This window comes from Kribbella voronezhensis (assembly GCF_004365175.1).
In the GTDB taxonomy this organism is placed as follows: domain Bacteria; phylum Actinomycetota; class Actinomycetes; order Propionibacteriales; family Kribbellaceae; genus Kribbella; species Kribbella voronezhensis.
Map to the genome: position 1 here is coordinate 629,045 of NZ_SOCE01000002.1, position 19,887 is coordinate 648,931.

Annotated in this window: 14 protein-coding genes; 5 read left to right on the forward strand and 9 right to left on the reverse strand. The window is 68.7% G+C overall.

All coding sequences use genetic code 11. From position 1 onward, the window contains the following. Positions 1-4: 4 nt before the first annotated feature. The 3 genes from EV138_RS30260 to EV138_RS30270 are packed head-to-tail and all read right to left on the reverse strand — an operon-like array spanning position 5 to position 5,033. Positions 5-2,746, reverse strand: coding sequence for a bifunctional YncE family protein/alkaline phosphatase family protein (locus tag EV138_RS30260; protein WP_133983089.1), 2,742 nt, complete (start codon positions 2,744-2,746; stop codon positions 5-7). A gap of 5 nt (positions 2,747-2,751) precedes the next feature. After that, complete coding sequence (locus tag EV138_RS30265) at positions 2,752-4,104, reverse strand: ABC-2 transporter permease family protein (protein WP_133983091.1); 1,353 nt, start codon at positions 4,102-4,104, stop codon at positions 2,752-2,754. Then, the gene (locus tag EV138_RS30270) at positions 4,104-5,033 is read right to left on the reverse strand and encodes an ABC transporter ATP-binding protein (RefSeq protein ID WP_133983093.1); all 930 of its coding nucleotides are present in this window, start codon (positions 5,031-5,033) and stop codon (positions 4,104-4,106) included. The genes EV138_RS30265 and EV138_RS30270 overlap by 1 nt, the downstream gene beginning before the upstream one ends. 276 nt (positions 5,034-5,309) lie before the next feature. Here EV138_RS30270 and EV138_RS30275 point away from each other — a divergent pair, with 276 nt between their 5' ends. Then, positions 5,310-7,352 (forward strand): HelD family protein, encoded by a 2,043-nt coding sequence (locus EV138_RS30275; RefSeq protein ID WP_133983095.1) that lies wholly within the window; start codon positions 5,310-5,312, stop codon positions 7,350-7,352. Positions 7,353-7,460: 108 nt separating this feature from the next. Beyond that, positions 7,461-7,754, forward strand: a complete 294-nt coding sequence (locus EV138_RS30280; protein ID WP_133983097.1) for a hypothetical protein — start codon at positions 7,461-7,463, stop codon at positions 7,752-7,754. Between the two features lie 63 nt (positions 7,755-7,817). On the opposite strand, the gene EV138_RS30285 is transcribed toward EV138_RS30280, so the two are convergent. Then, positions 7,818-9,716: a putative Ig domain-containing protein gene (locus EV138_RS30285; protein ID WP_166678801.1), complete on the reverse strand. Its 1,899-nt coding sequence runs from the start codon at positions 9,714-9,716 to the stop codon at positions 7,818-7,820. Positions 9,717-9,741: 25 nt separating this feature from the next. Then, positions 9,742-10,857 carry a WD40/YVTN/BNR-like repeat-containing protein gene (locus tag EV138_RS30290; RefSeq protein WP_133983101.1) on the reverse strand — a complete coding sequence of 372 codons (1,116 nt, stop codon included), beginning with the start codon at positions 10,855-10,857 and terminating at the stop codon, positions 9,742-9,744. A 109-nt stretch (positions 10,858-10,966) separates the two neighbouring features. On the opposite strand from EV138_RS30290, the gene EV138_RS30295 reads away from it, so the two are divergent. Beyond that, positions 10,967-11,941 carry a helix-turn-helix domain-containing protein gene (locus tag EV138_RS30295; RefSeq protein WP_133983103.1) on the forward strand — a complete coding sequence of 325 codons (975 nt, stop codon included), beginning with the start codon at positions 10,967-10,969 and terminating at the stop codon, positions 11,939-11,941. A gap of 265 nt (positions 11,942-12,206) precedes the next feature. On the opposite strand, the gene EV138_RS30300 is transcribed toward EV138_RS30295, so the two are convergent. Next, positions 12,207-14,426 (reverse strand): NADP-dependent isocitrate dehydrogenase, encoded by a 2,220-nt coding sequence (locus EV138_RS30300; protein ID WP_133983105.1) that lies wholly within the window; start codon positions 14,424-14,426, stop codon positions 12,207-12,209. 231 nt (positions 14,427-14,657) lie between these two features. On the opposite strand from EV138_RS30300, the gene EV138_RS30305 reads away from it, so the two are divergent. Together EV138_RS30305 and EV138_RS30310 are read left to right on the forward strand one after the other, a co-directional pair. After that, positions 14,658-16,991: a chitobiase/beta-hexosaminidase C-terminal domain-containing protein gene (locus tag EV138_RS30305; protein ID WP_238158509.1), complete on the forward strand. Its 2,334-nt coding sequence runs from the start codon at positions 14,658-14,660 to the stop codon at positions 16,989-16,991. Between the two features lie 76 nt (positions 16,992-17,067). Then, entirely contained in the window at positions 17,068-17,490 is a 423-nt protein-coding gene (locus EV138_RS30310; RefSeq protein ID WP_133983107.1) for a hypothetical protein, read from the forward strand. A gap of 3 nt (positions 17,491-17,493) precedes the next feature. Here the strand turns inward: EV138_RS30310 and EV138_RS30315 are convergent, their stop codons facing one another. From EV138_RS30315 to EV138_RS30325, 3 genes are read right to left on the reverse strand one after another with little or no spacing between them, the layout of a single operon-like run. Continuing rightward, complete coding sequence (locus EV138_RS30315) at positions 17,494-17,853, reverse strand: YybH family protein (RefSeq protein WP_133983109.1); 360 nt, start codon at positions 17,851-17,853, stop codon at positions 17,494-17,496. Then, the gene (locus EV138_RS30320) at positions 17,850-19,031 is read right to left on the reverse strand and encodes a YbfB/YjiJ family MFS transporter (protein ID WP_202867007.1); all 1,182 of its coding nucleotides are present in this window, start codon (positions 19,029-19,031) and stop codon (positions 17,850-17,852) included. The genes EV138_RS30315 and EV138_RS30320 overlap by 4 nt, the downstream gene beginning before the upstream one ends. Positions 19,032-19,059: 28 nt before the next feature. After that, a complete protein-coding gene (locus EV138_RS30325) occupies positions 19,060-19,764 on the reverse strand; it encodes an SDR family NAD(P)-dependent oxidoreductase (RefSeq protein ID WP_133983111.1) in 705 nt (234 codons plus the stop codon). Positions 19,765-19,887 lie beyond the last annotated feature (123 nt).

The following is a 19,887-nucleotide window of genomic DNA, read 5'->3' on the forward strand; positions in this document are numbered from 1 at the left end:
ACGATCAGCCGTCGGACTCCGGTGCCGGGAGGTACGACCCCGGTACGTCGGCCGGGGCGACGATCTTGTTCTCACCCGGGTACGGCGTCGACCAGTCGTGCGCCTGGTACCAGTCGAAGTGGTTCATCTGCGCGGGGTTGGCGAAGTCGGCCCGCGCGTTCGGTCCGGTCGTCCGCTGCTGGGACTTCCACGTTTCCCACTGGGCCGCGACCGCCTGCTGGTCCGCCGGTACGACGGCCTTCGGCGCCGGTGCCGCGTTCGGGTTCTGGGCCGCCGGAACGTCCGGGCCACAAGGCGGCGGTGTGCTCAGGCCCGCCGTCAGCGAGGTCCGGTTCGGCACCGCGGTGAACGGCGTGAAGTCCGGCTTGGTCGTGAAGGCCGTCGCCATCGGCGTCGCCGCGGTGTCCTTCTGGTTCATCGGCTTGATCCCGAGGATCTGCTCGATCGTCCGGATCACCGTGATCTGGGTGTAGTAGCGGCTGTCGACGACGCCGTGCTGGGCCCAGGGGCTGATGATCTGGATCGGCGCCCGGTGGCCGTCGACGTGGTCCAGACCCGCCTGGGAGTCGTCCTCGAGGATGAAGATCGCCGAGTCCTTCCAGTACTTGCTGTGCGAGATCTGGTCGACGATCCGGGCGGTGGCCAGGTCGTTGTCCGCGACCTGGGCGGGTCCGCTCGGCGGGCCGCCGGTGTGGTCGTTGGACAGCCAGAACATGTTCAGGCTCGCCGGTCCGGTGCGCTCGAAGTCCCGCTTGAAGATCTCGGTCTTGTAGATGTCCGGGACGCTGGTGTCGAACAGCGGGAAGCCGGGCACCGAGACGGCGTTGAGAGACGGGATCGCCGAGCCGGTCTGGATCGGATAAGCGGTGTCCTGCCCGGTCTTGGCCATGTTCAGCGTGTCGCAGTACAGGTTCTGCCAGGTCGCGCCGGCCGGCTTGACCTCGATCGACTGGAACTCGCCGTAGTCCTTGACGGACTTGCCGGCCGCTTGGGCGCCGGTCCAGAGGAAGCCGCTCTTCTGGTGGCCGAGCGCGTCGTTCTCGGTGTCGTAGCTGCGCACGTACTCACCGGCCGACGACTCGCTGTACTCCGGGTTGTCGGCCTGCATGAGCCAGTTGTGCCCCTCGGCGGAGTTCGTGCCGATGTCGTAGGTGTTGTCGTACAGGCCGAACTGCTTGGCCATCGCGTGCTGGTTGGGCGTGACGTTCTCCCCGTACTGCGCGAGCGCGGGGTCACCGTTGCCCTCGGGGATGTCGCCGTACACCTGGTCGTAGGTCCGGTTCTCCTTGACGATCAGGAAGACGTGCTTGATCGTCGACGGGTCACCGAGCTTCACCGGCACCGGGACGGGCTGCTTGCCGGCCTTGTCGTCCACGTGCGCCGAGTCCTTCGTCCAGCCGTTCTGCTGGAAGACCTCGGCGGTGCCGGCCCGGATGGCGTGGTCGTCCGGCAGCGTGAACCGGGTCAGGCTCGACGTCGTGTCGTGAGTGCTGTGGCCTGCCGCGGTCGTCGTACGGCGGGCGTCGATACCGCGGGTGTTGGACACCACGATGTCCTTGCCGACGGTCGCGACCTCGGCCGGGAAGTAGTCCGTCGGCAGCAGGCCGATGTAGCTGACCGGCTCCAGCGGATTCCTGTACTTGTAGACGGCTATCGCGTTGGCCCGACCGAGGGACACCAGCAGGTGGCCGTCGTCGGTGAGCGTCACGCCGTCGGGCTCGTAGCCGACCGAGGCTTCCGGCCACGGCTGGGTGGCGATGGTCTGGACGACCCTGCCGCGCCGGGTGTCGATGACCGAGACGTTGTTGGTCGCGGTGTTGGTGACGAAGACGACGCCGTTCTTGGCGTACATCGCGGTCGGGTGCAGGCCGACGCCGATGCTGGTGGGCGCGGCGGCCGGCTTCGACAGGTCGATCACGCTGACCGTGCCGGTGGTGGTGGCCGCGGTGAACTGCGAGGCCGGTACCTGGGTTCCGTACGACTCGATGGTCGGCTCGCCCGGCCTGGCCGGACGGCCGCCCTCGTTGCTGACGTAGAGCTTGTCGCCGACCATGACCAGGTCGCGTGGCGCGTTGCCGACGGCCCAGCTCTGCTTGACGGTCCCGGTCGCGGTGTCGATCGCGACCACCTTGTTCTGGCCGTTCACCGCGGAGTACACGGTGCTGCTGTCCGGTGAGAACACGGCCTCGCCGACGAGTGCTCGCTTGGTGCCGTCGGCGGGGATCGCCACGAACGTCGGGTCGGCCAGCGAGCCGTCCGGGTTCACCGTGAACCGGCGGTAGCCGTCGGCCTGGCCCAGCCAGACCTGCGAGCCGTCGGGGGAGTACGTCGGGCCTTCCTGGCCGACGTCGTTGCCAGGGATCTTCAGGTCGGCGGCAGCGTTGTTGCCGACGTACTGCTGGACCTTCCAGTTCTTCAGGTCGACGATCGCGAGCGCCATCCCGCCGTCGGCGACCGAGGCGGCGAGGTGGCTGCCGTCCGGGCTGACGGTGGACGACATGATCTTGCCCCGCTGGAGCACGAGGCGGTCGCCGAGCGGGTCGAGGTACTGGTCGCTGGAGATGACCTGGCCCTTGTCGGTGACCTGGCCGACCTGCTCGGTGCCGAACTGATGGGTCGAGGCGACGGCGGTGCCGGCCAGTGCCACGGCGACGGCGGTCGTCCCGGCCGTGACTAGCGGAATCCGGCGGCGAAAACGGCTGGTGAAGCCCTTCTCGTCACGCCTGCGACGGCGTGTTACCTGCATAGGGGCTATCCCTTCGGGGTGGACGGAAGCAGTTCGATGGAGCCGTCGAACTGCCAAAGCGGGTTCGGTTCGTCGCCCGACGGCGTCCGGACCAGGAAGAAGCCGTTGACTTCCTTCGGTCCGTCCCCGTCGGCGACGTACCGACCGAGTGGGTTGATGTCGAGTTGGTAGATGGCCGAGCCGGCCGCTTCGACACCGGGGAGGTGCCAGCTCACGACGCAGCGCCAGTCGTTGCCCGGGCCGACCGCGGCGACCTGGTCGCCGCCCTTCGTGCAGGCGGCCGAGGTCTGCAGTTGGTCCTCGGTGACGGCCGGCCGGTTCAGCTGCCGGGTCTGCAGACGATAGAGATGGGCGAAGGACGTGGCGACCGACTGCTGCACCTTGTCCTGCTCGATGCCGGATCCGGTGGCCCCGGTTGTCCCGGCGACCACGGCGACGGTGATTCCGAACAGGGCGACCAGCGGCAGCAGGCCCGCCGTGATCGCGGCGCGGCCCGAGCCGTCGTGCGCCGGGTTGGTGAAATCCCTGCGCAGGAAGAGGAACAGGGCCAGCGCGGTCGCTACAACAGCCCACACGAGACTGACCGCGACACCGATCAGCAGGGGTTCGAGTTGGCCGGGGCTGGTGAACAGGCCGTTCCAGCTGATGAAGGCGTAACCGGGCAGCGCGAGGCGTACGGCGACCGGGACCGGCAGCAGCTGGACCAGTTGCATCGCCAGCGCAACCATTGCCGGTAGCAACAATCCCATCGGGGACCGGCCGAAGGCGACCGAGCCGAGCAGACCGATCGCGGCGAGCGCCAAGGTGGGGGCGAGCGCGCAGAGCCAGGCGAGCACGACCTTGCCGGCCGCGTCGCCCGCGGACAGCAGGTGACCGTCGAGCCCGATCAGTGGCCGGCTGCCGATCACGACGACTCCGCTGATCGCGCTCGAGGCGACGAGGCCGATCACCAGCACCAGGATGACGGTCAGGCTGGCGAGCGCCTTGGACACGAAGATGCGCCGCGGCGACCGGACCGCCACCAGCAGGTGCCGCCAGGTGCCGAGCCGGTCCTCGACCGCGAAGACGTCTCCTGCAACCAGCGAGGTCAGCAGTGGAAGTGCCCAAGAGCCCGCGAAGCCGAGGATCACCAGCGGTCCCGCCCAACCGGTGGCGTGCATCCAGCGCCCGAAGAGGGTGTCGACCGGCAGTGAGGACTGCCGGCTGATCACGGCGACGAAGAGGGCCGGCGCGAGCCAGCAGGCGGCGATGAGCAGGCGCACCCGCCACTGCGAGAGGAGCTTGGTCAGTTCGAAGCGGTAGCCGCGCACCACCGGGACGGGACGGACGGCCGCAGGGGTGGCGACGGTTGCGGTCATCAGTTGGTCTCCGGCTGCTCGGTCAGGGCAAGGAAGGCGGCCTCGAGGGGCGAGATCACCGGCGCGAGTTCGCGGACCGCGACGCCCGCGAGCACGAGCCTCTTCACGAGTTCGTCCAGGGCCGGGACCGGTGCGGACACCACGAGCAGCTCGGCATCCCGCCGTACGCCGCTGTCGTCGACGATCCGGATCCCAGCGGTTTCGCCGGCCAGTCGCCGGGCCGTCGCTGCGTCGGAGGAGACCAGGCGGTAGTCGAGTTCGTGGGTCTCGGTGGCCAGCTTGGTCAGCGGGCCGGAGAAGGCGACCCGGCCGGTGGAGAGGATGGTGACGTCCGAACACAGCGCCTCGACGTCGTCCATCCGGTGACTGGACAGGACGACGGCGGTGCCTTCGGCGGCGAGCTTCGTGAGGACGCCGTGCACGTGCTTCTTCCCGGCCGGATCGAGTCCGTTCGACGGCTCGTCGAGCACGAGCAGGTCGGGCTTGGTGAGGAGGGCCGCGGCGAGGCCGAGGCGCTGCCGCATGCCGAGCGAGAAGCCGCGGACCCGGTCGTCGGCGAGGTCGGTGAGGCCGACCTGGTCGAGGATCTCGTCGATCCCGGCGGTGTGCTCCCGTCCGCGCAGGGCGGCCAGCGCGGCGAGGTTCTGCCTGGCGGTGAGGGAGGGGTAGAGGCCGGGTCCGTCGACGAATCCGGCCACCCCGTCGGGAGCGGCGAGGGCGCGGCCTACCGGCGTACCGAGGATTTCGAGGCGGCCGCTGTCGGCGACGGCCAGGCCGAGCAGGAGGCCCAGCAATGTCGTCTTGCCGGCGCCGTTCGGACCGACCAGGCCGTGGACCTGTCCGGCCGCGACGTCGAGATCGATGCCGTCGAGCGCCACCACCTCACCGAAAGACTTGGTGATCCCACGAGCCCGGACGGGCATGTCCATGAGTTCCTTCTTTCCCGACTTCTACGGAACATAGTTACGCTTTCCACTCACGCCTGCTTCAAACGTCCAGTTGAACTTTCGGCGAACGCCGGACGACAGACAGTCACCGGATATATTCGATGGCGGGCCGGCGAGGCGGCTGGTAGCGTCCCCGGCCTGCCTTTTCGGTATCTGCGTGAAGGATCGAATCGAACCGGATGGTGTCCGGGGCGGGACCCTGTTGATCGCCATCAGTCCGTCGTTCGTATCCGTGCCAACGCGAGTCGAGGCCCCTCCATGGTCGAATCCGTCCCTGTTCACCTTCCCGAACTCGAGGCCGAGCGGGCCTTCCTGGCCCAGGCGCGCGCCGCCCTGGTGCGCATGCACTCCGACGTGCTGGTGCGCGAGATCCCCGTCATCGGTGGCGAGGACAACGACGAGCGCTTCACCAACGAGGCGAACGCGCGCGCCCACCAGCAACGTGTGCTGGCCCTGGTCGACCTGCCCGACGTGCCGCTGTTCTTCGGCCTGCTCGACTACGAGCCCGGCACTATCGAGGGGATCGACCGGATCCACATCGGCCGCCGCCACGTCCACGACGGCAACGGCGTCCCCCTGGTCATCGACTGGCGGGCGCGCGTCTCGGTCCCCTTCTACCGGGCGACCGCCGGCGACCGGCAACACGTCGTACTGCGGCGTCGCTACGGCTTCTCCGATGCGGCCGAGCTGACCGGGTTCGAGGACGAGCCGCTGGTCGGAGCCGTCGTGTCCGATCAGGCCGACGCGTTCCTGCGGGCCGAGATCGAACGTCCCCGCACCGGGCCGATGCGCGACATCGTGGCGACGATCCAGCCGGAGCAGGACGACCTGGTGCGGGCGGCCCTGCATCCCTCGGTCTGCGTTCAGGGCGCGCCTGGCACCGGGAAGACGGCCGTCGGCCTGCACCGCGTCGCCTACCTGCTCTACACCGAGCGGGAGCGGCTGAGCCGTGGCGGCGTCGTCATCGTCGGCCCGAACAGTTCGTTCCTGTCCTACATCCGCAAGGTGCTTCCCGCGCTCGGTGAGGTCAACGTCCGGCAGATCACCATCGAGGAGCTGATCACTCACCCCACCGCGGCGTTCGACGAACCGGAGACCGCGCGGGTCAAGGGCGACGCCCGGATGGCCGCGGTCCTGGAGCGGGCGCTGTGGTCGTACGTCGGTACGCCGGTCGAGGGGATCCTTTACAGCAAGGGATCCAGGCGCTTCCGGGTCCACGACTACGAGCTCGCGGAGATCGTTTCGGCCTTGCGCGGCTCGACGCGGTACGCGCCGGGACGGAACGCCCTGGCGCAGCGGGTCGCGCACGCCGTACTGGTGCAGATGGAGCGGAGCGGTGATTCGCCGGACGATCGCGTGCAGAACGCAGTGGCGCGTTCGAAGCCGGTGAAGGATCTGCTCGCCGCGGTGTGGCCGCAGGTCACGCCTGAGCAGGTGTTGCACCGGTTGCTCTCCGATGCCGCGTTCCTTGCTGAGTCGGCCCAGGAGCTGACCGAAGAGGAACGTACTGCGCTGTTGTGGGCGAAGCCGGCTCGCTCGTGGAAGTCGGCCAAGTGGTCCGTCGCCGACACCGTGTTGCTCGACGAACTGGAGGATCTGATCGAGCGCCGTACCGGCTCGCTCGGGCACCTCGTCCTGGACGAGGCGCAGGACCTGTCCGCGATGCAACTGCGTGCACTCGGTCGCCGATGCCGCACCGGTTCGGCTACGGTGCTCGGTGATGTCGCCCAGGCGACGACTCCGTGGGCCGCGGGCTCGTGGGACCAGGTGCTCGGCCATCTCGGCAAGACGGACGGGATCGTCGCCGAGCTCGATCGTGGTTTCCGCGTACCTGAACAGATCATCAGTTTTGCGGCCCGGCTGCTGCCCGAGATCGCCCCCACGCTCGGCGTACCGACCGGCGTCCGCACGGTCGCCGACGCTCTCTCGATCAGCTCGACCGACGACCTGTCCTCGGCAGTCGTGACCGCCTGCAAGACCGCCCTCGCCGGCGAAGGTTCGGTCGCCCTCATCGCGGCCGACGCTCAGGTCGCCGACCTCCGGGACGCCCTCACCGCCGCCGGCCTCCAACCGGCCCTGCTCGGCGCGAGCGAGGACGCGATGGACTCCTCCCGCCTGGTCTGCGTCCCCGCCACCCTCGCCAAAGGCCTCGAATTCGACGCGGTGGTGGTCGCCGAACCGGCCCGCATCGTCGCCGCCGAGCCCCGCGGCCTCCAGCGCCTCTACGTCGTCCTCACCCGCGCGGTCAGTGGACTCCAGATCGTCCACACGGAACCGTTGCCCAAGGCCCTCGATCGGTAACCGTCATCGCAGCTCTGCCTGAAGCGTTTGCCTCGGCCCCGAAGCCGGTACTAGCGTCGGTATCCGTTGCACAAGGCAACGATTGGCTGATGCGAAAGGTGAATGATCATGGGACCGATGGCACGAATGGTCGCGATCGTCTCGGTAGCGGCGACGGCAGTCGTCGGCGCCGCGTCCGTGGCGCAGGCGGCTCCAGTCGAGTCGAGCACGGCTGCGGCGCCCGCGAGGGTTCAGTCGGTGCACGAGTTCTTCTGCGGACAGAACTACGACTACTGCGTCCAGCAGCACAACGTGTTCCGGCACTACGGCTACGCGGTCAGCGACGTCTGGTACCGCCAGGGCCAGACCTGCGGCGGCGGTGGCGGTTGCGGCGACGGCTGGCTGTTCAACTGGGCGGAATGACAGCCCGCAGGTGACATCTTCTCTCGGAGGAAAGATGTCACCCGCGGGCTGCTCCGGGTGAGGCTAGGAGATCGAGATGTCGTCCAGGAGGAACGTGGTCGGCGTCTCGGTTGAGCTGGTCCAGGCAACGGTGATGCTGCGTCCGCGGTACGGCGTGAGGTCCAGCGACTGAGCGACGTACCGCGGACTTGTCCGAGCGCCGGTGAAGGTGCGGATCGTCTTGCCGTCGACGGTCACCTGCAGGACGTCGGTGGCGTTCTGGCCGTTGATCCGTACGGCGAACCGCAGGCTCGGGTGTCCGATGAACGGGACCTTGACCTGCTGGGTCAGGGAATCCGTGCTCGCCGTGTCGCGACCGCCGAGCCAGGCGTAGCCGAGGCCGTGGTTGCTGTACTGGCCGTCTTCACGAATCACGTCGGTGCTCTGCGTCCAGCCACCGGTCCCGGATTCGAAGTCGCCGTTGACGACGCCCCTGGAGCCGCTGCGGGTGCTGACGACCCAGCTGATCACGGTGTTGCCCCGGGCACCGGTCGAGTCGGTCGCGGTGACCGTCGTCGAGTGAGTGTGCGGCTGGGTCGGCCGGCCGAAGATGATGCCGGTGGAGGCGTCGATCCGCAGGCCCGCGGGGAGGTCGGTCGCGGTGAAGCGGACGCGTCGATGGCCCGAGTCGGTTGCGCGGACCTGCTGCAGAACGACGTCGCCGACGGCGCTGAACTTCTGGACCGGTGCGGTGAGCGTGATCCGGTTCGCGCCGGTCGGTGAGGTGAGCGCGCCGACGCCGTTCGGCGTACCGAGACCCGTCGGGCCGTCCCAGCCGGCCCGCGCCGTACAGAGCCGGGCCGGCGCGCATTCCCCATTGTTGCCTTGGACAACATCATTGAGATTGCCGGTGCGGTCGTAGGGGTAGCTCGCGGGGTGCGAGCTGGGGGAGGGATCGCCGGCGAGCGCGTACGTCGCGGCGACGATCGGTGCGGCCGCGCTCGTCCCGCCGTACACGGCCCAGCCGTTGCCGCCCGTGGCCTGGTAGACGGCGACGCCGGTGGCGGGGTCTGCGACCGCGGAGATGTCCGCGATGGCGCGCTTGGGGCAGACGGCCGCCGGGATGACCGATTGCCAGCTCGGCTTGACGATCTCCGCCGAGCAGCCCGATCCGGTGCCGTGTCCCGGTTCGTTGTTCCAGACGGTTTCGGTCCAGCCGCGAGCAGAGTCGTCCTTCGTCAGCGACGTGCCGCCGATGGCTGTGGTCGCGGTCGAACTCGCGGGATACGAGACGCCGGCGTCGTAGTCGTAGTCACCGGTCGAAGCCGCGTAGACGATGCCGCGCGGGTTGAAGTACTGCTGGTCGAGATCGACCAGGTTGCCGGACTCCGGTCCGCCCCAGCTGAGCGAAACGAACTTCGCGCCCAGTTTCCCGGCGGTCCTGACCGCGGCGAGCAGGTCGTCGCTGGGGGAGTCGGCCTCGATCAACGTGATGCCGCAGTTCGGGCAGGTGGCCGAGACCATGTCGAGGTCGAGCGAGATCTCACCGGCCCACGATTGTGACGGAGCGGGCAACGGGCTCGGCTTGCCGTTCTGATTGAGCTTCTGGAAGCACCCGTTGTCGGTGGTACACGGTGCCAGCCCGAACTGCTTGCGGTAGACGGCGAGGTCGGACTCGGCGGTCGGGCTGTCGTAGGCATCCACGATGTAGACCCGTTGCCCGCGCCCGGCAGTTGCGGAGGGCAACTTGTACGCCGCGGCGAGGTCGCTGGGGCCGTAGCCCTGGGGAGTTCCGGCCGCGCGCGACCGGAAGCCGAGGTCCGCCCGTCGTTGTGCGAAGCAGGTGAAGAAGCCCGGCTCGACCTTCTGGCCGCAGCTGGCGACGACTTTCGGGGTCTCGCGGACCTCCGCCGACGCCACCATGCTGGTTCCGCCGACGAGGAGCAGGGCCAGCGGAACCGCCAGCCGGCGCAGTGAGTTCACAGGTGTACTCCGAGGGTTGGGGAAGTCACGCTTGGGTCCGGTGCCAGGTGGTACCGGCATCGTGGGTCACCCACAGTTGGGTGCCGGCGCCGTACGCGGCGTCGCGCTCGACCAGCCAGGCGGTGGTCGGCGACTGGAACACGAGGTCGTGGAGGTGCTCGCTGTTCTCCAGCCAGCTCTTGTCGTCGACCCGCCACGACTTGCTCAGCGCCGGCCGGTTGTAGACGAGGCTCGCGGTGACGGTGGAGACCATGACCGCGCCGTCCGCCCCGACGGCGAGCTCACTGCCGAGACCGAGAGTGCCCGGCACGCCGTCGTACCGGAAGGTCCGGCCGCCGTCGCCGGAGACCATGACCGTCTTCTCGGAGTGGCCGCGGCCGAAATTCGCGTTGCAGAGTACGAAGAGCCGGTTGTCGGCGTTGGCCGCGAGAGCTGTGACGATCGCGTCCTCGGCGTCCGCGCAGGTGACCGTACTGGTCGACCGGACCTTGCCGTCGCGCAGAGTGCTGAGCCTGCCGGGCGCGACGAAAGGGGCTACGAGTACGTAGACCGTCGAGCCGTGCGCGGCGAAGACGGCGTTCTCGTCTGCGCCGACGGTGACGTTCACCGGCTGCCAGCCGGTGGTCTTTCCGGCGGGTGCTCGCCAGAGCCTGAGTGGTTTGTCGTCGCAGACACCGGACCCGATCTCGCAGTCCGACGTGACGACGTAGGTGCCGTCGGGTGCGGCCAGCAGATTCAGGACCTTGGCCGCGCCGCCGGGGAGCGGGACCTGGGTCCAGGTCCTGCCGCCGTCCGAGGTGGCTTCGAGGAACGGGTCGTAGGCCCAGCCGAACTTCTGGTTCGCGAACTGGAGGCTGGTCAGCCCTGGTTCGCCGCTCTTGGCGAGCCCGTTGTGCGGCCTGCCGACGGTGGTCCAGGTCTTGCCGCCGTTGTGGGTCGCGCGGACCTCGGCCGGGCAGGTCGTCGTACCGCAGCCGATGCCGCCGAGCAGATAGCCGTCGCTCGGCGTCGGCCAGACGATGGACTGCGGCGCGAACTCCGGTACCGCGCTCGGCTGAGCGGTTGCTCCCGAGCTGAGCAGAACCGCGGCGGTGACGGCCCCGGCCAGGGCGATCGCTGATCGGCCAATATGTAGACGCACTGTTCACTCCTCGGACCCCGACGGTTGCCAGGGACACGCTAAACCGTGGCGGAGGTACTCCGGCGCCGGATCCGGCCAAACGCCGATTGTGGCCAACTAGGCTGGCCCGGTGGCTGATTGGGAAGCGGTGGGACTGTCCGATCTCGACGCTCGGTTGTACCGGCAGTTGTTGCGCGATCCCGGTATCCCGGTGCGGCAGCACAGCGACGCGCTCGAGGTGCCGCTGGCAACGATCGAGGCGGCGGTCGGCCGGCTGGCTGCTGCCGGGCTGATCCGGAGCGGGTCGGAGGATGCGCCGGCGCCGGTGGATCCGCGGTCCGGGGTCGGCATGCTGGTCCGCGAACGGCGGGCGGCTCTGGACGGGGTCGCCGCGCTGACGGACCAGCTCGCGCGCGAGTACAGCGCCGGGCAGTTGCTCGCCGAACCGACCCGGCTGATCGAGATCGCGGTCGGCCGGGAGGCGATCGAGGCGCGCATCGAGGACATGTTGCGCGGGGCAACGGAACAGGCGGTCGGCACGGACACTCCGCCGTACGTCGCGGACGGGAGCTCGCAGGTGTCGGGTGCCGAGCTCGCGCTGCTGGATCGTGGTGTCCGGTTCCGTGCGATCTATGCGTCCGAAGTACTGGATCATCCTGGGTGGGTTGCGCGGCTGTCGTCGATGGCCGAGCGCGGTGAGCAGGCACGGGTACTGCCGCAGGTGCCGTTGAAGCTGCTGATCGTCGACGGGACGACCGCGATCCTGCCGCTGGCTGGTGACAATCCGCCTGATCATCGACCGTCCGGGCAGGCTCGGGCTGTCGTGGTCACGGACTCGGTGCTGACCAATGCTTTGCAGGTGCTGTTCGACCAGTTGTGGGCTCAGGCCACCCCGCTCCGGCTGTCCGAAGCCGCCGACCCGGCCACCGAGCTGATCAACCTGCTCGCCAGCGGCATGAAGGACGAGGCGATCGCCCGCCAGCTGGGCATCAGCGGCAGAACCCTCCGCCGCAGGATCGCCCAGGTCCAGGACCAACTAGGCGCCACCAGCCGCTTCCAGGCGGGCCTCCAGGCCGCTCGCCATGGGTGGGTGGAAGAGGGATAGAGCACCCGCTTCGCCGCCTCCTGCGTCGGCAGCTCGACCCACCCCCCAGGACGCCGCTCCTCCGTCGCGGCTGGAAGTGCGCGGTGGTGTGCGGACGCTCGCTGCGCCGGCGGAGGTTTCAGGCTGGCGGTCAGCACAGCTGCGTTTAGCCGCGACGGAGGAGCGGCGTGCTGGGGTGGGTGGGTCGAGCGCCGACATAGGAGGCGCGAAGCGGGCGTAGTACGGCGCCCGGTGATGGGTCACCGGGCGCCGTGAAGGACGAGTGCTAGCTGAGGGTGGCCAGCGTGTCGTTCCAGGTTTTGGACGGGCGCATGATGGCGGCGGCCTTGGCGGGGTCGGGCTGGTAGTAGCCGCCGAGGTCGACGGGGGAGCCTTGGACCGCGAGGAGTTCCTCGACGATCTTCTGCTCGTTCGCGGCCAGCGTTTCGGCGACGGTGGTGAACGACTTGGCCAGGTCGGCGTCGTCGGTCTGCTTGGCCAGCTCCTGGGCCCAGTACAGCGACAGGTAGAAGTGGCTGCCGCGGTTGTCGATGCCACCGACGCGGCGGGTCGGCGACTTGTCCTCGTTGAGGAACGTCGCGGTCGCGCGGTCGAGGGTGTCGGCGAGGACCTGCGCGCGGGCGTTGCCGGTGGTCTGGGCGAGGTGCTCGAAGCTCGCGGCCAGCGCGAAGAACTCGCCCAGGCTGTCCCAGCGCAGGTAGTTCTCCTTCACCAACTGCTGCACGTGCTTCGGCGCCGAACCGCCGGCGCCGGTCTCGAACAGGCCGCCGCCGGCCATCAGCGGCACGATCGACAGCATCTTGGCGCTGGTGCCCAGTTCGAGGATCGGGAACAGGTCGGTCAGGTAGTCGCGCAGCACGTTGCCGGTGACGGAGATGGTGTTCTCACCGCGCCGGATCCGCTCCAGCGAGTACTTGATCGCGTCCACCGGCGCGAGGATCTTGATGATCAGGCCCTCGGTGTCGTGCTCGGTCAGGTACTTGACGACCTTGCCGATCAGGTTGGCGTCGTGTGCGCGGGTCTCGTCCAGCCAGAACACGGCCGGGTCACCGGTCGCCCGGGCCCGCGTGACGGCCAGCTTGACCCAGTCGCGGATCGGGGCGTCCTTGGTCTGGCAGGCGCGGAAGATGTCGCCGGCCTCGACGGCCTGCTCCAGTACGACGTTGCCGTCGGCATCGACCAGCCGGACGGTACCGGCGGCCGGGAGCTCGAAGGTCTTGTCGTGGCTGCCGTACTCCTCGGCCTTCTGCGCCATCAGCCCGACGTTCGGGACCGAGCCCATCGTCGACGGGTCGAACGCGCCGTACTCGCGGCAGTCGTCGAGGACGACCTGGTAGATCCCGGCGTAGCTGCTGTCCGGCAGGACGGCGAGGGTGTCGTGCTCGTTGCCGTCCGGGCCCCACATGTGACCGGACGTCCGGATCATTGCCGGCATCGACGCGTCGACGATCACGTCGGACGGGACGTGCAGGTTGGTGATGCCCTTGTCGGAGTCGACCATCGCCAGCGCGGGACCGTCGGCCAGTTCGGCGTCGAACGAGGCCTTGATCGCGTCACCCTCCGGCAGCGCGGCCAGCCCGGTGTAGATGCCGCCGAGCCCGTCGTTGGGGGACAGCCCGGCCGCGGCCAGCGTCTCGCCGTACTGCTCGAAGGTCTTCGGGAAGAACGCGCGGACGACGTGCCCGAACACGATCGGGTCGGACACCTTCATCATGGTGGCCTTCAGGTGCACGGAGAACAGCACGCCCTCGGCCTTCGCCCGGGCGATCTGCTCGCTGAGGAAGCGGTCGAGTGCGGCGACGTGCATCACCGAGGAGTCGATGACCTCACCGGCCAGCACCGGGACCGACTCACGCAGTACCGTCGTCCGGCCGTCGGAGCCGGCGAACTCGATCCGCAGCGAGCCGTCGGCCTCGATCACGGCGGACTTCTCGGTGGAGCGGAAGTCGTCGGCGCCCATCGTGGCGACGTTCGTCTTCGACTCCGGCACCCAGGCGCCCATCCGGTGCGGGTGGGTCTTGGCGTAGTTCTTCACCGAGGCGGGGGCGCGGCGGTCGGAGTTGCCCTCGCGCAGGACCGGGTTCACCGCGGAACCCTTGGTGCTGTCGTAGCGGGCGCGGATGTCGCGCTCCTCGTCGGTCTTCGGCTCGTCCGGGTACTCCGGCAGTGCGTAGCCGTGGCTCTGCAGTTCCGCGATCGCGGCCTTGAGCTGCGGGGCCGAGGCCGACACGTTCGGCAGCTTGATGATGTTCGCACCCGGCGTCTTGGTCAGCGCGCCGAGTTCGGCGAGCGCGTCCGGGGTCCGCTGGTCCTCCGGCAGGTAGTCGCCGAGGGCGGCGATGATCCGCCCGGCCAGCGAGATGTCACGGGTCTCCACGCCTACACCGGCCTGCGCGGCGTACGCCTGGATCACCGGCAGGAACGAGTACGTCGCCAGGGCCGGGGCCTCGTCCGTATGGGTGTAGATGATGGTCGACTCAGTCACTCGCGTCTGTCCTCTGCTCCGTCGATGTCGCTCCTCGGGCCACCCCGGGGAGGCAACCCCACCTTAGTCGGCGGACCGGCCGGGCCCGGCGGGGAGTGGCCAAGGTCTCGACCCAGCCGGACCGGGCGGGGTCGAGCCCTTCCGCAGACGGCCCGGACGGTCTACCTTCGCGGTACGTGAGAGCGCTCTCACCTCCTGCCTTCGTTCTTCCGCCCCCTGGAGGTGGCACCTGTGATTCCGAGCCCCGCACCAAGTAGCCGACGCCGGCCGCGCCTGCGCGCGAGCCTCGTCGCCGTCGTCCTGGCCGTCTGCGCGACCCTCCTGGTGAGTGGCGTCGCGACGGCTGCCGACGACTACACCCAGTCGGCCACCGCGCTGAACGCGACCCAGGCCCAGATCTCGTTCACCCCGACCACGGCGGCCTTGTACGTCGATGTCCACTACACCGGGACCGCCCAGGGTCAGCAGAACGTCCGTATGACGCTCAGCGGCGGCACCTGGCGTACGACGGTCAGCGGCCTGTCCACCGGAACGGTCCTCGACTACTGGTTCACGTACGAGAAGAACGGCCCGCAGTACGACACCCCGCACTTCTCCTACACCCACGGCGGCAGCAGTACGACGGCCGTCGCAACGCCGACCTTCTCGCCGGGTGGCGGCCAGTACTCCTCCGCCCAGACGGTGACGATCTCGACCACCACGTCGGGTGCGACCATCCGCTACACCGTCGACGGCTCCACTCCGACGGCGTCCTCGACGCTCTACAGCGGTCCGGTCAGCGTCCCGTCGAGCCGGACGATCAACGCGATCGGCATCAAGTCCGGCCTCGCGGACTCCGCGGTTGCGAGCGCGACGTACACGATCGGTACCACGTCGACGAGTTGCCCGACGCAGTCCGACGTACCGAACTTCGGCCCGAACACCCGGATCTTCGACCCGGGCATGTCGAGCGCGACCATCCAGGCCCAGCTCGACGCGGACTTCAACGCCCAGAAGGACACGCTGACCGCGCAGATGGCCAACCGCCGGGTCGCGCACCTGTTCAAGCCGGGCAGCTACAGCGTGCACGACGACGTCGGCTACTACACCTCGGTCGCCGGCCTCGGCCAGAACCCGGGTGACGTCGTCATCAACGGAGCCATCACCGTCGACGCCTTCAACGAGTCCGACCAAGGCGTCGCTCTGCAGAACTTCTGGCGCTCCGCGGAGAACATGGCCGTGAACCCGATCGGCGGCTCGGATCGCTGGGCCGTCGCGCAGGCGGCGCCGTTCCGCCGGATGGACATCCGCGGCAACCTGCAGCTCTACCCGGCCAGCTACGGCTTCGCCAGCGGCGGCTACATCGCCGACACGAAGGTGTCGGGCCAGACCGCCTCGATCTCCCAGCAGCAGTGGTACACCCGCGACAGCAACCTCGGCAGTTGGTCCGGTGGCGTCTGGAACATGGTCTTCTCCGGTACTACGGGCGCTCCCGCCACCACCTTCCCGAACCCACCCGAGACCACGCTCGCGACCACACCGGTCTCGCGCGACGTTCCCTACCTGTACCTCGACAGCGCCGGCAAGTACCGCGTGTTCACGCCGTCGCTGCGCACCAACGCGTCGGGCGCGAGCTGGGCGAACGGATCCACTCCCGGTACGTCGATCCCGATGAGCCAGTTCTACGTGGTGAAGTCGGGCGACACCGCGTCGTCCATCAACTCCGCCCTGGCCTCGGGCTGCAACCTCTTCTTCACGCCCGGCGTCTACCACCTGAACCAGACGCTGAACGTGACGAAGGCCAACACGGTCGTCCTCGGCATCGGCTACCCGACGTTGATCCCGGACAACGGGGTCAACGCGATGCAGGTCGCCGACGTCGACGGAGTACGGCTGAAGGGCCTGCTGTTCGACGCCGGTACGACGAACTCGGCAGCGCTGCTGACTGTCGGGCCATCCGGTTCCTCGGCGAGTCACGCGGCGAACCCGACCACGTTGCAGGACGTGTTTTTCCGGATCGGCGGGTCGATCGCCGGCCGCGCCACCACCAGTCTCGTGGTCAACAGCAACAACACGATCGTCGACCACATCTGGGCCTGGCGGGCCGATCACGGCAATGCCGGCACCTGGGGCTGGACGCAGGCGACCGCCGACACCGGATTGCTTGTCAACGGCAACAACGTGCTGGCGAGCGGGCTGTTCGTCGAGCACTACCAGAAGAGTCAGGTGATCTGGAACGGCCAAGGCGGCAAGACGATCTTCTTCCAGAACGAGATGCCGTACGACGTGCCGAACCAGGCCAGCTGGAATCGTCCGAGCGGCCGCAACGGCTACCCGGCGTACAAGGTCGGGGACAACGTCACCTCGCACGAGGCCTGGGGAATGGGGAGCTACAACTTCTTCAACGTCAACCCGTCGGTCAGCGCGTACAACGCCTTCGAGGTACCGAACAACGCGGGAGTTCGCTTCCACAGTCTGTGCACGGTGTCGCTCAACTACCAAGGCGTGATCACCCACGTCATCAACGACACCGGCGCCGTCACACCACCGGGCACTGTTCCGGTGAACGTGGTCAGCTACCCGTAACCGCCAGCCACCCCTGACGTCGTGGGGAGTCCGGTACCGGCCGGGCTTCCCACGAGGCTGCGCATAGGGTGTTGGCGTGGACGATCAGGCGAGTTGGCGCGAGCAACGGCGAGAGGCGGCTGCGGCCCATGCCGAGGCCCTCGATCGCCGCAAGGCTGCTGAGACCCAGCAGGCCCGCGAACTACTGGCCGGCTTCATCGAAAAACTGCGGGCGGCGGGCGTCGAGCCACAGCCGCTTCGCGCCCCGGTCGTCGGTTCGGGTACGAGCTACCGGACCGGCATCACCGGCTGGTACCTGCGCCGGAACAAGTCGCTCGGGCTGGACACCGGGGGCAACTTCTACATCCTCGGTGTCCAGCCCGGCGTGAAGGCTCGCGTGTTCGGCGTCCGGGTGTTGCCGTCCGAGCCGCCCTTGATCATCGGCCTCGGCGCTCGCGACGGCGAATCCCTGCCCCTCAAGGAACTGCTCCGGCTCCGCCTCGAGGAACTCGGCCTCTGAGGCTCAGGCGAGCTTCGAGACCTGGTAGTGGGCGATGCGCCAGTCCTCGCCGGTCCGGCGGACGATGACACTGAGGTTGACCTCGAGCGTCGGGCGGTCGACGAACGAGAAGGCGACCTCGAGGTAGCCGAGCACGAGATCCTCGCTGAGCTGCCTGGTCTCGACGATGTCGTACTGCGCCTTCATCCCCAGCGGCTGCGAGTCGTAGTACTGCGCGACACCGGCCGGGCCGACGCTGTACGGGTGCAGGCCCTGGAAGATCGCGTCCTCGGTGAAGAGCTTGCCGACGGCGCCCGGGTCGTGGGCGTCCACACCGGCCTTCCACTGGTCGAGGACGGAACGCAGGATGCTTGTCGTACTCATGCTTGGATCTCCTTGAGCTGAACGCGGCTCGGCAACGGGCCGAGGTGATGGGGGAACCGGTGTCTCAAGACGCCGGCTGCGATGGCTGCCAGTGCGACCACGCCAGAGCCGATCAGTAGCGCTTGGTGGTAGCCGTTGTGCAGTAATGGGGCGACAGCGAGCGGGCCGAGGATCTGCCCGATGCTGTAGCCGGTGGTGAGGATGGCGACCGCCCGCGGGATCTGGAGATGTGCGCCGATCGCCAGGGCGATACTGCCGATCCCGAGGAAGGTGGCGCCGAAGAGCGTCGCCGAGATCAGGGCCGACGAGACACCGCTGCTGATCGCCGGTAGCGCGATGCCGACGGCTTGGACGAGCAGCGCGGCGAACAGCAGGGTGGGACGCGACCAGGTGCGGCTGAGTCCGGCCCACAGCGCGGTGGACGGTACGGCGGCCAGACCGACCAGCACCCAGGCGCCCGCGCCGGCCCGCCCGTCGACCGTTTGGTTGATCGCGGCAACCAGGAACGTGCCCGCGATGATGTACCCGACGCCTTCCAGCGAGTAGCTCGTGACCAGCGCCGCGAACCACCGTCCACCGGGGTGGAGTTGAGGGTCCTCCTGACTGTCGTGATCAGGGAGCCGGAGCTGCCAGGCCGGGATGGTGAGTACGACCGACAAGGCCGCTGCCGACCACCACGCGGCTCGCCAGCTACCCGTCGTACGGAGCAGGAGGACGGCTGCGCCCGACAACGCGATACCTGCTCCGATACCGCCGAACGCCCACCCGATGAGGTGCTTGGCGGGACTGGTGAGCAGGCCGCTGACGGCGATCACGAAGATCACCGCGCTGGCGATCCCGGCCACCAGCCTCAGCGCTGTCCACAGGCCGCCGCTGGTGCTGATCGGCATCAGAGCGAGCGTGCCGATCAGGACCAGCAGCGAGCCCCGCAGTACCGGACGGGAGCGGATCAGTGCCGGCATCACGATCGCGGCCAGCGCACCGATCAGATAGCCGACATAGTTGGCCGTCGCGAGTCCCGCACCCAGCCGCGGCGACATCCGGGCCTGCGCCTGCATCAGGGGAAGGATGGGGGTGAACACGAATCTGCCGACCCCCATTCCCACCGCGAGTGCCGTCGCCGCTTCGCCCGCAAGGCGCCACGGCCGAACTGAGGCAATTGTCGTACTGGATGGCATTCGCGGGCTCCTTCCGGGCTGGTGTGGATCAGTGGCCGGCGCTCTGGCCGCCGTCGATGTGCAGGATCTCGCCGGTGACGAACGGCGCGTCCTCGAGGAAGGTGACGGCGTTGACGACATCGCTGATCTCGCCGATCCGGCCGACCGGGTGCAGGCCGGCCAGCGCCTCGTGGGTCTCCTCGGGGTGCATCGGCGTGTTGATGATGCCGAGCGCCACGGTGTTGGCCCGGAGGCCGCGGGCGGCGTACTCGACGGCCAGCGACCGGGTGACGGCGTTGAGGCCGCCCTTGGTCAGCGAGGCGAGTGCGGACGGCACGTTCGTGTTGGCGTGATCGACCAGGCTGGTCGAGACGTTGACGATATGGCCGCTGCCCTGTGCGACCATCGCCTCGACCGCTCGCCGGGTGATCTCGAAGAAGCCGCGCAGGTTCACGCCGGTGACGAGGTCGAAGTCCTCGTCGGTGTAGTCGGTGAACGGCTTCGCGACGAACACGCCGGCGTTGTTGACGAGCGTGTCGATCCGGCCGAAGGCGTCCAGGCCGTGCTCGATGATCCGGGTGCCGACGCCGGGGGTGGCGATGTCGCCGGCAACGGTCAGCACCCACGGGTCGTCGGACGGCTGGATCGATCGCGAGTTGGCGACCACGGCGTACCCGAGCTTGCGGTAGGCGGTCACCAGGGCGGCGCCGATGCCTTGGGACGCGCCGGTGACGACTGCGACTTTCTGGTTCATGGTGGTGTCTTCTCCTGTCTGCGGACCGGTCTGGAGACCGATCGTTCTCTGCCTTTGATGGTGGCTCGGGGAGCCGGGGTTCACCACGACCGATCGGCTCTCTGCTGAGAGGCTGAAGCTCCT

What these genes read in the sequence shown, in the direction of transcription:
- EV138_RS30260 (WP_133983089.1), bottom strand. Translation starts at nt 2,746, where the DNA reads ATGCAGGTAACACGCCGTCGCAGGCGTGACGAGAAGGGCTTCACCAGC.
- EV138_RS30265 (WP_133983091.1), bottom strand. Translation starts at nt 4,104, where the DNA reads ATGACCGCAACCGTCGCCACCCCTGCGGCCGTCCGTCCCGTCCCGGTG.
- EV138_RS30270 (WP_133983093.1), bottom strand. Translation starts at nt 5,033, where the DNA reads ATGGACATGCCCGTCCGGGCTCGTGGGATCACCAAGTCTTTCGGTGAG.
- EV138_RS30275 (WP_133983095.1), top strand. Translation starts at nt 5,310, where the DNA reads ATGGTCGAATCCGTCCCTGTTCACCTTCCCGAACTCGAGGCCGAGCGG.
- EV138_RS30280 (WP_133983097.1), top strand. Translation starts at nt 7,461, where the DNA reads ATGGGACCGATGGCACGAATGGTCGCGATCGTCTCGGTAGCGGCGACG.
- EV138_RS30315 (WP_133983109.1), bottom strand. Translation starts at nt 17,853, where the DNA reads ATGAGTACGACAAGCATCCTGCGTTCCGTCCTCGACCAGTGGAAGGCC.
- EV138_RS30320 (WP_202867007.1), bottom strand. Translation starts at nt 19,031, where the DNA reads ATGCCATCCAGTACGACAATTGCCTCAGTTCGGCCGTGGCGCCTTGCG.
- EV138_RS30325 (WP_133983111.1), bottom strand. Translation starts at nt 19,764, where the DNA reads ATGAACCAGAAAGTCGCAGTCGTCACCGGCGCGTCCCAAGGCATCGGC.